The following is a 13,976-nucleotide window of genomic DNA, read 5'->3' as shown; positions in this document are numbered from 1 at the left end:
TTTTGATTAAGGAGGACAAAGCAATGGCAGACAAGAAGTACACAGCAAAGATCAAGAAAGACGGCAGCGTTATCACAGGACTTGTGAGACTCTCCTACCCGCATCTGTTCGAGAAGGATGAGGCGAGCGACAAGTACAGCGCCTCGCTCATCGTTCCTGGAGACGACACTGAAAGCCTCAAAGTTCTCGAGGCGGCGGTCGAGCTCGCAAAAGAGGACGGCAAGAGCAAGAAATGGGGCGGAAAGATCCCGGGAAAGCTGACCGAGCCGATCCACGACGGCAGCGAGTCGACCGACACCTCCGGAGCCTATGACGGAAACTACTATTTCAGCGCGAGAAGCTCAAGCCGTCCGAAACTTTTCGACGAGGACGGCGTCGAGATCATCGACCCGGAGGAACTCTATCCCGGCTGCTATGTCCGCGCGATCGTTGCGTTCTATCCGTATAACATGAGTCAGAATGGCGTCGGCGTCATCCTCAAGGGAATAAAAAAGATCAAGGACGGCGATCAGCTCGGCGGCAGCAACAATGTGACTGCGGACGATTTCGAGGAGGACGATGACATTGACACCGATCTCGATTGAGATGGGCGTCGACGTTGAGACCTTTTCAGGAACCGACATCAAGAACGGCGCGTACGCCTACGCGGACGCGCCTGATTTTGAAATTATACTCGTCGCGTACAAGATCGGGGACGGCCCCGTCAAACAGTTTATGCCGCGACGCTTTGCTGAGCGGCCCGGAGTCCTGGGCGTCGATCTATCTGCACAAGGCGAACAGATGGAACTGTTCGGCAAGACGGATCTGCTCAAAGAACTCTGCGCAGACGGGGAGATCCTCGACGGAAACGAGGACGAGTTCCTCCAGGCTCTCAACGATCCGACGATCATCAAAACGGCCTACAATGCAAACTTTGAACGCACAACCCTAAAGAGCTACTACGGCGCGGAGTGCAATCCCGACGAATGGAGATGCACCGCCGTTCTGGCCTCAACGCTCGGCCTCCCGCGATCTCTGAAAGACGCGGGCGAGGCTCTCGGGCTCCCGGAGGATCAGAAAAAGCTCAAAACAGGCAAGGCGCTCATCCAGTATTTCTGCAAGTACGTCACGCCGACCAAGAGCAACGGCGGACGGCGCCGAAATATGCCAAAAGACGACCCCGACCGGTGGCACTTGTTCTGCGTATACAACAAGCAAGACGTCACAACGGAACAGGCGATCCTCAGCCGGCTCAAAAGGTTCCGGCCGATCCCGAGAGAGCAAAGGCTCTGGTCCGTCGATCAGAATATCGGCGACCGCGGGATCCGGATTGACGTGCCGTTCGTCCAGGGGATCGTCGACTATGACAAGATCCGGGTCGATCGTTGCATGACTGAGGCGCGAGAGCTCACCGGGCTCCAGAATCCGAACAGTGTCGCACAGCTCAAGGGGTGGTTCTCTGCTAACGGTGCGCCCGGACTCTCGACCGATATGTCTAAGGCTGCCGTCGCCGAGGCCTTAAAGCCCGGACACGAGAGCCTCTACTCCCCGAAAGTGCGGAGAATGCTCAGACTCAGACAAGCCCTCGGCAAGAGCAGCACAAAAAAATATCAGACCATGCTCGACTCGGTCTGCCGGGACGGCAGAGTCCGCGGAATGCTCCAGTTCTACGGCGCAAACCGGACCGGACGATGGGCCGGCCGGATCGTTCAGCTCCAGAACCTACCGCAAAACCACATCCCGGACCTCGATCTCGCGCGGCAGACCGTCGCGGAAAAAGACTTCGAGGCTCTGGAAATGATGTACGGAGAGCCGGCGCAAGTGTTCAGCGAGCTCGTGCGGACGGCGTTCATACCGTCGGACGGGTGTCACTTTATCGTGACGGATTTCAGCGCGATCGAGGCCCGGGTCATTGCATGGCTCGGCGGGGAGCAATGGCGCCTTGACACATTCCGAAACGGCGGAGACATCTATTGCGCCTCTGCCTCTCAGATGTTCTGCGTTCCCGTCGTAAAGCACGGTGTCAACGGACACCTGAGACAGCGCGGCAAAGTCGCTGAGCTTGCCCTGGGCTACGGCGGCGGCGTCGGCGCTATGAAAGCTATGGACACAACTCATACGATCCCGGAGGAGGACATGCCGGACATCGTGAGCAAGTGGCGCGAGAGATCGCCGAGGATCACCCGGCTCTGGAAACTGTTCGAGCGGTGCGCTCAGACAACGATTGAGACCGGCCGCAGATCCTTTGCCTACATTGAGGCGATCGGAGACGACGGACGGTATCACAAGCGAACGGTCAACGGCAAGCCGATCGCGATCGGGTTCTCGATGGACGAGATCGACGGCCGGCGGTTCATGTTCGGCAAGCTGCCGAGCGGGCGGTCGATCGCCTACCCGTGGCCGGCGCTCCAGGACGGGAACTACGGCAAAGAAATCGAATACTGGGGGACTGATACGGCGCACACCTGGGCGCCGATCCGGACCTATGGCGGCAAGCTGACCGAGAACATCGTCCAGGCGACCGCGAGGGACTGCCTCGCCGAAAAGATGGTCAAGGTTGAAGAAATGGGCTACCACGTCGTTGCCCACGTCCACGACGAAATGATAATCGACGTACCGCGAGCCGACGAGGCCGCGTTCGACCGGATCGACGGCCTCATGGCCGAGCCAATCGACTGGGCACCGGGTCTCCCGCTCAAAGGCGGAACCTATGCTTGCGACTACTACCAAAAAGACTAGGAGGACACTCATGAAAATCGAAAGAATGACAGAAATCGAAACACCCGACATCCAGATCGGCGACCGGCTCCGCGTCGGACGATATACGGCAACATGTCAAAAAGTCACCGAAAAAGGTGCAACTTTCCTGCTCGATCAGTACCTCGACCGGCCCATGCCGATGAACAAAAAGAACACGAACCACGGCGGCTACGACAATAGCGATCTCAGGAAATATCTCCAGAGCGACACCGTCCTGAGCGATTTCGAGGAGATCCGCCCCTACATGAAGCCATGGAACAACGGCGATTTGCTCCGGATCCCGTTCGCGGGCGAAATGTTCGGCGATAATCTCCCGAGTTGGGTAAAGCCGGATGGCCACGAGCAATGGCCGCTCATGACAGACGCGCACAACCGCACGGCGTCAAGGTGCGGAGATCCCGAATGGGGATGGCTCGCGAACACATTCCGCGATACCTCGACGATTTTCTGCCTTGTCAACACCGGCGGCCATGCGGACGCCTGGGACGCCTCGAACGTCCTCGGGGTCCGGCCGGCTTTCCTAATCGCATAATCGGGCGGGCTCGTCCCGCCCCGTGGAGGGTGAAAACATGAAAAGAAATAAAAAAATCTATATCTCCGGGCCTATAACCGGGGTCCCTGGAGCAATCTCCGCGGCGCATTTCGCGAGAGCTGAGCAAGATCTCCGCGAGCTCGGGTTCTGCAATATCATCAACCCTCGATTCATGTTCGAGGGCACCGGGCTCGGCTACAACGACATCATGAAGCACTGCCTCGATCTCGTCTGCTCAGCGGACGCCGTCATCCTCTTGCCTGGGTGGAAACACTCCCGCGGGGCTCAGATGGAGCTCGGCGCGGCCTATGCGCTCAGGCTGCCGGTCTATGAATACGACGCGGGATGGTCTCGCGATCATATCGAGGCCTAAGGGAGGGACATCAATGCAGCAACAAGCCGAAAAAAATATCCTCGAGTTTCCGCCGGCGCCTCATATCGACCACGATCGCCGGCTATGGATCTCGACAGGAAAAAACCGGTACGACAAGCACTGGAAAAACAAGCAGTTCATGTGGTCGGCGCTGCTTGCCCGACTCGCAAGGCCGACGGCGACGCCAGAAACCTTTGCCGAGTACATGAAAATGAGCAAGGCCGAACAGGACAACGCGAAAGACGTCGGCGGTTTCGTGGGCGGTGCCCTGAGTGAGGGCCGCCGATCCGCGAAAACCGTCAAGTCGCGCTCGATCATCTCGTTCGATCTGGACTTTGCCCCGGTGGATTTTTACTCCGGGATGAAGCTCGACGGGACCTACGCCTCGGCGTGCTATTCAACTCACAAATATCAGCCGGAAAAGCCGAGGCTCCGGCTCCTCATTCCTCTCTCGCGAGACGTAAGCGCCGACGAGTATGAGGCGGTCGCCAGAATGCTTGCGACAGACATCGGCATGGACTACATGGACCCGTCGACATTTCAGCCGTCTCGGCTCATGTACTGGCCAAGCCACGCGGAGGACGCGCCGTACTTTTTCGATTATGTCGACGCTCCGCTACTGGACCCCGATGACGTGCTGAGACGATACCCAGAGGGCGAATGGCATGACGCCTCCCTCTGGCCGACGTCAAAGCTCGAGGCGGACTCACACCGCAAGGTCGCGGACAAGCAAGCCGATCCGACAACCAAGCCGGGCATCGTGGGCGCGTTCTGCCGTGCCTACACCGTGCCCGAGGCGATTGACAAGTTCCTCGGCGACGTCTACGCGCCGACGGATCACGAGGATCGTTACACTTATATCCCCGGATCGACGACGGCCGGCCTTGTCATCTATGACGGCGGCAAGTTCGCGTTCTCAAATCATGGGACGGATCCGGCCGGCGGTCTCGAGTGCAATGCCTGGGACCTTGTCCGGATCCACAAGTTCGGCGGCGAGGACGACAAGATCCACGGAGACGTCGCACCGAATAAGCGCCCGAGTTTTAAGGCGATGGAGGACTTTGCTCTCAAAGACGAGCCGACGCTCCGGATCTATGACGCGGAGCATCACAGCGTCGAGGCCTCAGACTTTGACGATGGAGAGCAGACAGAGCTCACGCCCGCCGACGTCCGCCTCAAGCTCGACCGCTCGGGCAAAGGCGTCATCGAGAAATCGGTCGTCAATGCCGGCCGTGTTTTCGAGCTCGATCCGGCGCTCCAGGGGCTCACATATGACCTCCTCGCCGGTGACATCAAGATCGACCCGGAACACCCGGTTCCCTGGAAACGCCGGCCGGGGTCATGGACCGACGCGGACGACGCTCAGCTCTACACCTACGTCGCAAGCAATTATGCCGAGTTCCCGAGGCAGTACGTCCTCGATCAGAAAATCATAAGAGCCCAGGGGCGATCGTTTCACCCCGTCAAGCAATACCTTGAGGGGCTCGAGTGGGACGGAAACGCGCGCGCGGCGACGCTCCTCATCGACTATCTGGGCGCCGAGGACAATGTTTACACCCGAGAGGCGACTGAAAAGACGCTTCTCGCCGCGATCCGGAGGATCTACGAGCCCGGGTGCAAGTTCGACAATATGCTGATTCTCTCCGGACCGCCCGGGACCGGCAAGTCGACGCTCGTCGCTAAGCTCGCGGGGCGATGGTTCTCTGACAATCTCACGTTCGAGGACATGAAGGACAAAACGGCAGCGGAAAAGCTGCAGGGCTATTGGATCATTGAGATCGGCGAGCTAAAGGGCATGCGCAAGATGGACGTCGAATCGATCAAGGCTTTCGTCTCCAGACAGGAGGACATCTACCGCGCCGCCTATGGCCGCAACGTGGAAAAGCATCCGAGACAGTGCGTTATTTTCGGAACTGTAAACAACGCCGGCGGCTACCTCAAGGACATCACCGGAAACCGCCGGTTCTGGCCGATCGAGATCACAGGACAAACCGAACAGAAACCATGGAACCTCACCGACGCCGATCGGGATCAGATCTGGGCCGAGATGTTTTTCCGCTACAAGGAACTCGGCGAGACGTCGCTCCTACTCTCCAAGGACGCGGCGGCGATCGCGCTCGAAAAACAGACCGAGGCGCTCGAAAGCGATGAGCGCGAGGGCCTCGTCGAGGCGTTCCTTGCCCGCAAGCTCCCGAAGGACTGGAAAACAATGAGCCGAGACGCGCGGATCGCGTTTCTCGACGGAGACGCCGACTCGATCCTGCCGATCCCGCGCGCCGAGGAGGCAACCGAAGACCGCGAGATCGTCGCCGTCGTCGAAATCTGGTGCGAATGTTTCCGGAATCCGCTCGCGCGGATCACCCGGAAGGATTCCTACGACATAGCCTCGATGCTTATGAGGCTCGGGTGGGTCCGCACCGATCAGCGGCAGTACATCGCCGACTATGGCCGGCAGAGGGTTTTCGTTAAACAAACAAGATAGGAGGCACGACATGATTGAATACATCGGAAAAGCGGCAAGGCTCGAGCAGCTCGCCGAGGAGGCGGCCGAGCTCGCCCAGGCGGCGCTCAAGTGTGCGAGGATCGAGCGCGGAGAGAATCCGACGCCGGTCACGGAAAGGGAGGCCAAGGCTCACCTCATCGAGGAGTTCACGGACGTCGAGACTTGCGCGAAAGAGCTCAAGCTCTCCGCGAATCGAGACATCGAAGTTATGAAGATAAGGCGATTTTATGACCGCCTGAAAGAGATCGACGAAGATCCGGACGACGATCACATCGACGAGGACATCCAGGCGGCCGAAATGGCTGCTGAGGATATGCCCGACAATGAAGATATCCCGTTTTGTTGAGGAGGTGCATACATGATGATGGCAGAGGAAACCCGAAAATTATTAGAAGCAGAAAAAGCCTTCGAAAGGCGAGGTCACAAGGCGACGCTCGTCCAGAACACCGACCGCTACACGGTCATCGACTGGAGGAAAGCCGACGGCAGCGGCGACTACTATGTGAACTATATCATTGACAAGAAGCGCGGATCACTCATTATCTCCGGAGATCTCGGGGATTGCATTGCGACATGGTACAACCCGAATAGCGTGCACAATATCACCGAGTATACCCGGAGCATCTACTACTTTATCGGAAAATTTCAGTGCTCCTCCGATCGGTTCAACTGGGACGAGGACGACATCATTGACGACATCGAGGAGGAACTCAAAGACAGCGGCGTGGATTTCGATGACGACGATTTCAAGGATGACTGGGAGGAGTTCCAGGACGAGCTCCCGAACTACGTCAACGCGCACGGCTTTTTCCCGAACGGCGAGGTCGCCGAGTTCCTGGACAAGTATCTCGGCGACGACTGGTGGGAGGGCTCCAGCTCCTGGGGCCGAACCGTCGACCCGAGGGTCTATCTCTGGGTTGCGGGTCTCAATATGGCCGTCGATCAGCTCGACGAGGCCGGGCTTTTATCAGAGGAGGACTAAGGCTATGAGGATTTTAATCGACATTCTGGCCGTCATCGGCGCGATCACCGTAAGCTCGGTGGTGATTCTTGTTATTGCGCTCATCTTTGATACTTGCGATCAGGACGACTTTGACGACTGAGGAGGCAGCATGAATGAACAGGCAGCAGCGACGCGCGGCCGGTGTTTCGGGGAACCGGGACCCGGCTCGCATGATGAGGCAAAGCGACATCGACCGGATCCGGCAGCAGGCGGAGCTCGACGCCTCCGCTGAGGCGGTAGCCATGCTCTTGTCCCTTGTCATTAAGGTCATGCACGAGAAATACGGATGGGGTTTTAAGCGTCTCGGCGATCTGAGCGAGGCGATCGTTGACGAATGGAACGAGGTCGACAATAGCGAGATGACACTCAAAGGCTACCAAGAATACGTCTATCAAATGACCGGCGTGAAGTTCAAAACGACCGATTAAATCATGGGACAAGCTCCCGAAAATGACGGGACAAGCTATGGGACAAGCGGGACAAGCTCCGGAGCTTGTCCCATAGGTCAGCGCCGAGGCATGGGACAACGGGACAAGCTCAAAGACGCTTGTCCCATAGCTTGTCCCATCCGAAAACGTTGATTGTATAGGCTTTTTAGCCATTTATGGGACAAGGGACAAGAAAATAAAGCAAAACAATTCCACAGAAAAAACTATCTGCTACCAAGAAAAAAGCAGAAATAAGTGTAAAAAATGAATGCTCTAATACGCGCGTGGGAGATTGTCCCACGAAAAGACGGGAGGCTATGAAATGGAGAAATCTATAAGACGGGAGGCAAACCTCGAGCGGTCCTTTTGCAACCGGCTCAGAAAAGCGGGATGCCTTGTCTATAAGTTTGTAAGCCCTGGCAATGACGGAGTGCCGGATCGGATCGTCGTCACGTCTGGTGGTCGGGTCATCTTTGTCGAGCTCAAGACGGAGCGCGGCGAGCTCAGTGACATCCAGAACTATCAGATCGGGAGGATCCGCGATCACGGACAGGATGTCCGGGTGCTCTATGGCAAGGACGACGTCGATCGGTTTGTATCCGATGTCCAGGAGGGACGGCTATGAAGTTTGTGCCCTACGACTATCAACGTCGAGCGATCGAGAAGATCATCTCACAGCCCTCGGTCGGGCTATTCCTCGAGATGGGTTTAGGCAAGAGCGTCATCACACTCACAGCGATCAAGCAGCTCATCTATGACGAGCTCGACGTGACACGGGTGCTTGTCATCGCTCCGCTCATGGTCGCAAAAGACACCTGGAGCCGGGAGTGCGACAAGTGGGATCACCTCAAAGATCTCCGGGTCGCGAAGATCCTCGGCTCCGCTGCAAAGCGCAAGGCCGCGATCGCGGAGGACGCGGACATCTACGTTATCAACCGCGAGAATGTGGTCTGGCTTGTGGATAACTACCGCGGAATGTGGAAATGGGACATGCTTGTTGTGGACGAGTTGACAAGTTTCAAGAATCCGGCGGCTGCAAGGTTCCGGGCCTTGAAAAAGGTCCGGCCAAAGTTTCGTCGGATCGTCGGGCTCACCGGCTCACCGGATCCGAACGGGCTCATGGATCTCTGGGCCGAGATCTTTGTCCTCGACGGCGGTGAACGTCTCGAGCGGACTGTCACGAGATTCCGGCAGCTATACTTTCGTCCGGGTCGAACGAACGGGCACGTCGTTTACGACTGGACACCGGTCGAGGGAGCTGAGGCGGCGATCACGCACAAGATCAGCGACATCACGATCTCAATGCTCTCGGCGGACTACCTCGAGCTGCCGGATCGGATCGACCGGGACGTCCGGGTCACGCTCACCGACGATGAACGGGCGGTCTACAAAAAGCTCGAGCGTGAACACCTCCTCGAGCTGAGCGAGGACACCGCGATCTCGGCAGCAAATGCCGCGGCCGTCATGGGAAAGCTCCTACAACTCTCAGGCGGCGCGGTCTATGACGACAACGGCGGAGCGGTTGAGTTTCATCGCGAGAAGCTCGATACACTCGCGGAGATCATCGAGGCAAGCTCTGAGCCGGTGCTCATTTTCTACGGCTATCGACACGAGCGGGCACGGATCCTCAAGGCGTTCAGCAAGTACGAGCCGAGGGAACTCAAGACAGAGACAGACATCAAGGACTGGAATGACGGACGGATCCGGGTGCTCATCGCGCATCCGGCGTCCGTCGGATATGGTCTCAATCTCCAGGACGGCGGGCACATTATCGTCTGGTACTCTCTGCCGTGGAGTCTCGATCAATATCAACAGGCGAACGCGAGGCTATACCGGCAAGGCCAAAAGCGGCCGGTTATCATTCACCGGCTCATCGCGACGGGAACCGTCGACGAGAGGGTGGCCGATAGTCTCGATAGAAAAGACACAAGTCAGGCTGCGCTCATGACAGCGCTTAAGGACTTGCGAGAGGAGGTGAATCAATGAGCTACAAGAACAGCGAGGGCTACGACGATCCGACAGCCGGCGAGGCGTTCCGTGCGATCAGGGATCTCGAGAAGCGGCAAGCGCGGGAACGCCTGAGGGATCTGACGTGGGACGACTACGAGATCAGCCGCGAGAGATACCAAGAGCTGAGACATTTCTGTCTCCAGTACAAAGCCAAGCGGGCAGAGGCAGACAGCTTGACAGACGCGAGCGCGCCGGCGATCCGCTACGACAAGATCGGCAGCGGCGGAGGTTTCGGCGGGAGTCCGACCGAGACGGCAGCGATCAGGCACGCGATGAGAACCGAGAAGGCGAGGCATGATTGTCGGATCATCGAGGAGTCCGCAATGTGGGCTGCGAATGCTGCGGGCTATCGCCACATCTGGAGGGCACTGCTCGTCTCTGTCTCCGAAGGGTTGAGCTATACGCAGACGATGAGGCGATGCGGTCTTCCGATCGGCTCGACGGATTTCTACGGGATAAGGCGGGCGTTCTTCTACCGGCTCGACGTTCTCCAGATCGAGAATGAAAAAGTGGGTTAAACTAGAAAATGGTTTCGGGGTATAATCAATACCGTGAAGTAGTGAGGGCAAGGCCGACAAGGTCTTGCCCTTTTGCGTGGGCGAAACAATGACAGAGTCAGAGATAGCATACGCGTGGTGGTGCGTGCAGAATAATCCGCACCGGTTTTATCAGTGGAGCAAGTGGCTAAGCAAAAGGGCCGAGGTCCTAGCGCTCGATCGGTACGAGTGTCAGAGATGTCGGGAGGTCTATCACAGATACCGCAAGGCGGACACGGTTCATCATGTCAATCACTTAAAAGATCGGCCGGACCTTGCGCTTGAGATCTGGTACAAAGATCCGGTGACACATACAAAGCGGAGGAATCTCGTGAGCCTCTGCTCCTCTTGCCACGACGAGGAGCATCCGGAGAAGCTGAGAAGAAAAATTTCGGAACCGATCACCGAGGAACGGTGGGATTAAAAAATTTTCTTGCGTGAGGATTTTAGAATCATACCCCCCGGGTCAAAAATAAAAATTTTTCTCATTTCCCTCGGTACCGGGGCTGGCCTCGACAATTCCAAAAAAGCCGGTCGCGCGCGAAGTTTTGGGAATCGCTAGGGAAATATGCCAAATAATCGGAAAAAGGTCGGAATTGTATACAAAAAATTATCGGAGCTCAAGCCATACGCCCGGAACCCTCGACGCAATGACGCCGCGGTCCCGGCTCTGGAGGAGTCGATCAAGCGCTATGGGTTCAAGAACCCGATCATCGTTGACGGCTCGGGCGTAATTATCTCCGGACACACGAGATTCAAGGCCGCGAAAAAGCTCGGGCTTAAAGAAGTCCCTGTCATCGTGGCCGACGATCTGACCGAGCGGGAGGCCCGGGAGTTCCGGATCGCGGACAACAAGGTCTCCGAGCTTGCGACATGGGATGCTCAGCTCCTCGACGAGGAGCTCATTGAGCTCAAGGGCTCAGATATGGGCGTGTTCGAGCTCGACGACCCTGAGCTCCTGGATCCGGATGTCGACGAGGACGAGAAGATCGCCGAGGCCGTCGACAATGCAAAGGCAAACGGCGAGCGGGATGAACAGTACGACGAGTTTGAGGACAAATTCAAGCCAAAGCTCACAACCGACGACTGTTACACCCCGCCCGCTATTTATAACGCGGTGAAAGACTGGGCCGTTGAGGAATACGGGTGGCAAGATCGCAAGATCGTCCGTCCGTTTTATCCGGGCGGCGATTATCAGCGAGAGAATTATCCCGACGGGTGCGTCGTCATCGACAACCCGCCGTTTTCGATCCTGTCTCAGATCCTCGCATGGTATGAGGATCATAAAATCGACTATTTCCTGTTCGCTCCGGCGCTGACTCTGCTCGGGTTACGCCCGGCGACGTCGCACATCGCGGCGAGTGTCTCGATCACATACGACAACGGCGCGGAGGTCCGGACCTCGTTCGTCTGCTCTCGGGGCGATCTCATACGCACCGCCCCGAATCTCACTGCAAAGGTCAAAGCCGTCAACGACGAGATCAACGCGGAGAACAAGAACCATCCGGACAAGTACGAATATCCGGACGGCGTTGTCACGTCGGTCATGCTCGGCAAGTGGTCCGGCTACGGCGTCGACTACCGCGAGAACCGCGCCGAGTTCGTCCGCGAACTGGAATCGCAAAAGGACTCTGGTCGCGGCATCTACGGCAGCGGCTACCTCGTTCCGCGTGCGGCGATGATCGAAGCCCGAAACAAAGCGGAGCGAAACAAAGCGGAGCAAGAAACGAACGCGATCAAGTGGTCTCTCTCTCCGCGGGAACTGAAGATTATCGAAACGTTAGAAGGTGCAGACAATGGCCACAACGAAAAAACAAACCGCAAAAAAGAATAACCTCAACGCGGTCGCAAAGCAGCTCATCGAAATGGCCGAGCGCGGAGGCGTCGAACAAAATTTCTTTTTTGTGACAACATTCAGCCGATACAAGACACAGCTAAACACGTTGACTCGCCTCCAGAAGGAGATCGACGAGAGCGATGTCCTCATCGAGAAGGAGTACGTCCGAGGGCGTCCGAACATCGTCGCGAACCCCGCGATCGGCGAGTACAACAAGACGAGCACCGCGGCGAATCAGACCGTCGCGACGCTCCTCAAGATTATCACGACCTTTGCGGACGGGCCGGTGCTAGGAGCAGCGACAGACGATGGCGGAGACATCGACCTCTAAGCTATGCCCGCATGTTCAGAACTTTATTGACCTCGTTAAGTCCGGAAAGCTCCGCACCGACAAAGAGGTCAAGGCCCTCGTCGATCATGTCCTCTATTGTTTCGAGAATGAGGACATCTATATCGACACCGATCAGGCCGACCATTATCTCGGCCTGGCCAAGTATTTCCCGTTCGAGCAGCTGTTCCCCTGGCAGGAGTTCGTCATCGTCCTCCATGACTGCACCTACTGGAGGGACAGCAAGCTCCCACGGTGGACAGACCTGTTTTGCATGATCGGTCGAGGCGCGGGCAAGGACGGAACGATCGCCCTCGAGTCCGTCGCCTTGATCTCGCCTTACAACGGGATCCCGGGCTATGACGTCGACGTCTGCGCGAACAACGAGGAACAGGCCCTTCGCCCGGTCCTCGACATCGTGGACGCCTTTGACCATAGCGAGTACCAAAAGAAACTAAAGCGCTATTTTTCCTGGAAAACGGAAAGCGTCAAGGATCTCCGCGGCGGCGGTCAGATCAAGGGCCGCACGAACAACCCGAAAGGAAAAGACGGAATGCGGTCGGGGATCGTCGTGTTCAATGAGATCCATCAATACGAGGACTACAGAAACATCAATGTTTTCACGACCGGCCTCGGCAAGCATCCGCATCCGCGCCGGTCTTACTATACGACAAACGGCGACGTCCGCGAGGGACCGCTCGACGATCTCCTCGAAACGTCTGAGGGCATTCTGTTCGGCGGGGATCCGGACAATGGTTTGCTCCCGTTCATCTGTCGACTCGACTCCAAAGAGGAGGTCGACGACGAGGCGAACTGGGAAAAGGCGAACCCGTCGCTCCCCTATCTCCCGTCGCTGAGATCTGAGACAGAAAAAGAGTACCGGGAATGGAAAGCGAACCCGCACCGGCTCCCGGCATTCATGACAAAGCGAATGAACCTGCCGGATCAGGCGAATGACATCAAGGTGACAGACTACGAGAACATCAAGGCGACGAACCGCCCGCTCCCGGATCTGACCGGGTGGAGCTGCGTCGCCGGCATCGACTTTTCAAAGATCACTGACTGGGTGAGTGTCGACCTCCATTTCAAACAGGGCGACAACCGTTACGACATCACGCACTCGTGGGTCTGCTCCCGGTCGAAAGATCTGCCGAGGATCAAAGCACCCTGGCGGAAATGGGCCGACGACGGTCGGCTCACGGTCGTCGATGACGTCGAGATCCATCCGGATCTTATAACCTCGTACCTCGTGGAAATGAGAAAAAAGTATTCAATCCGGGCGGTCGCGATCGACGATTTCCGCTTTGCGCTGCTAGCCCGGCAGCTCGCCGGCATCGGCTACGATCCGAAGGACCTCAAGAACCTCAAGCTCGTCCGGCCGAGCGACATCATGAAGATCGCGCCGGTCATCGACTCATGCTTTGCGAATCAGTGGTTCACCTGGGACGACGCCCCGGAGTTGAGATGGGCAACGAATAACACGAAGCTCATCCGCTACGGCAGACGGCCCGGACAAGAAAACGATCAGGATCTCGGGAATTACGTCTACGGCAAGATCGAGGCAAAGAGCCGCAAGACGGACCCGTTCATGGCCCTCGTGGCCGCGATGACGATTGAGGACCGGATCATCGAACGACGCGCCGGACACCGCAAGCTCGACGTCATCAGCTTTTAAGGAGGGCGACAC

The 13,976-nt window shown here is 57.3% G+C and carries 15 protein-coding genes; all 15 read left to right on the top strand.

The window, feature by feature from the left end:
* Window positions 1-23 precede the first annotated feature (23 nt).
* The 15 genes from FYJ60_RS06770 to FYJ60_RS06700 all read left to right on the top strand — a co-directional run bounded on the left by FYJ60_RS06770 (window position 24) and on the right by FYJ60_RS06700 (window position 13,964).
* Window positions 24-584, top strand: a complete 561-nt coding sequence (locus tag FYJ60_RS06770) for a DUF2815 family protein (RefSeq protein ID WP_154457917.1) — start codon at window positions 24-26, stop codon at window positions 582-584.
* On the top strand, window positions 559-2,718 hold the full coding sequence (locus FYJ60_RS06765; RefSeq protein ID WP_154457916.1) for a DNA polymerase: 2,160 nt from the start codon (window positions 559-561) through the stop codon (window positions 2,716-2,718). Before FYJ60_RS06770 ends, FYJ60_RS06765 begins: the two co-directional genes overlap by 26 nt.
* A gap of 10 nt (window positions 2,719-2,728) precedes the next feature.
* Window positions 2,729-3,271, top strand: a complete 543-nt coding sequence (locus tag FYJ60_RS06760; protein ID WP_154457915.1) for a hypothetical protein — start codon at window positions 2,729-2,731, stop codon at window positions 3,269-3,271.
* 37 nt (window positions 3,272-3,308) lie between these two features.
* Complete coding sequence (locus tag FYJ60_RS06755) at window positions 3,309-3,644, top strand: DUF4406 domain-containing protein (protein WP_154457914.1); 336 nt, start codon at window positions 3,309-3,311, stop codon at window positions 3,642-3,644.
* A gap of 13 nt (window positions 3,645-3,657) precedes the next feature.
* Complete coding sequence (locus FYJ60_RS06750; RefSeq protein ID WP_205839003.1) at window positions 3,658-6,126, top strand: virulence-associated E family protein; 2,469 nt, start codon at window positions 3,658-3,660, stop codon at window positions 6,124-6,126.
* A gap of 10 nt (window positions 6,127-6,136) precedes the next feature.
* Entirely contained in the window at window positions 6,137-6,493 is a 357-nt protein-coding gene (locus tag FYJ60_RS06745) for a hypothetical protein (RefSeq protein WP_154457912.1), read from the top strand.
* Window positions 6,494-6,505: 12 nt separating this feature from the next.
* Window positions 6,506-7,129: a hypothetical protein gene (locus FYJ60_RS12630; RefSeq protein WP_235903356.1), complete on the top strand. Its 624-nt coding sequence runs from the start codon at window positions 6,506-6,508 to the stop codon at window positions 7,127-7,129.
* Window positions 7,130-7,263: 134 nt separating this feature from the next.
* Window positions 7,264-7,578, top strand: coding sequence for a hypothetical protein (locus FYJ60_RS06735; RefSeq protein WP_154457911.1), 315 nt, complete (start codon window positions 7,264-7,266; stop codon window positions 7,576-7,578).
* Between the two features lie 292 nt (window positions 7,579-7,870).
* Window positions 7,871-8,203, top strand: coding sequence for a VRR-NUC domain-containing protein (locus FYJ60_RS06730; protein WP_330579134.1), 333 nt, complete (start codon window positions 7,871-7,873; stop codon window positions 8,201-8,203).
* Window positions 8,200-9,564, top strand: a complete 1,365-nt coding sequence (locus tag FYJ60_RS06725) for an SNF2-related protein (RefSeq protein ID WP_154457910.1) — start codon at window positions 8,200-8,202, stop codon at window positions 9,562-9,564. The genes FYJ60_RS06730 and FYJ60_RS06725 overlap by 4 nt, the downstream gene beginning before the upstream one ends.
* A complete protein-coding gene (locus FYJ60_RS06720; RefSeq protein ID WP_154457909.1) occupies window positions 9,561-10,106 on the top strand; it encodes a hypothetical protein in 546 nt (181 codons plus the stop codon). The genes FYJ60_RS06725 and FYJ60_RS06720 overlap by 4 nt, the downstream gene beginning before the upstream one ends.
* A gap of 88 nt (window positions 10,107-10,194) precedes the next feature.
* Window positions 10,195-10,548: an HNH endonuclease gene (locus FYJ60_RS06715; protein ID WP_154457908.1), complete on the top strand. Its 354-nt coding sequence runs from the start codon at window positions 10,195-10,197 to the stop codon at window positions 10,546-10,548.
* Window positions 10,549-10,692: 144 nt separating this feature from the next.
* Window positions 10,693-11,958: a ParB N-terminal domain-containing protein gene (locus FYJ60_RS06710; RefSeq protein ID WP_154457907.1), complete on the top strand. Its 1,266-nt coding sequence runs from the start codon at window positions 10,693-10,695 to the stop codon at window positions 11,956-11,958.
* Complete coding sequence (locus FYJ60_RS06705) at window positions 11,921-12,292, top strand: hypothetical protein (protein WP_154457906.1); 372 nt, start codon at window positions 11,921-11,923, stop codon at window positions 12,290-12,292. The genes FYJ60_RS06710 and FYJ60_RS06705 overlap by 38 nt, the downstream gene beginning before the upstream one ends.
* Complete coding sequence (locus FYJ60_RS06700) at window positions 12,270-13,964, top strand: terminase TerL endonuclease subunit (RefSeq protein WP_154457905.1); 1,695 nt, start codon at window positions 12,270-12,272, stop codon at window positions 13,962-13,964. The genes FYJ60_RS06705 and FYJ60_RS06700 overlap by 23 nt, the downstream gene beginning before the upstream one ends.
* Window positions 13,965-13,976: the final 12 nt, after the last annotated feature.

Source organism: Bilifractor porci (genome assembly GCF_009696005.1).
Taxonomy (GTDB): domain Bacteria; phylum Bacillota; class Clostridia; order Lachnospirales; family Lachnospiraceae; genus Bilifractor; species Bilifractor porci.
The sequence above is the reverse complement of the archived record's forward strand: the minus strand, read 5'-3'. Positions and strand labels throughout refer to the sequence as shown.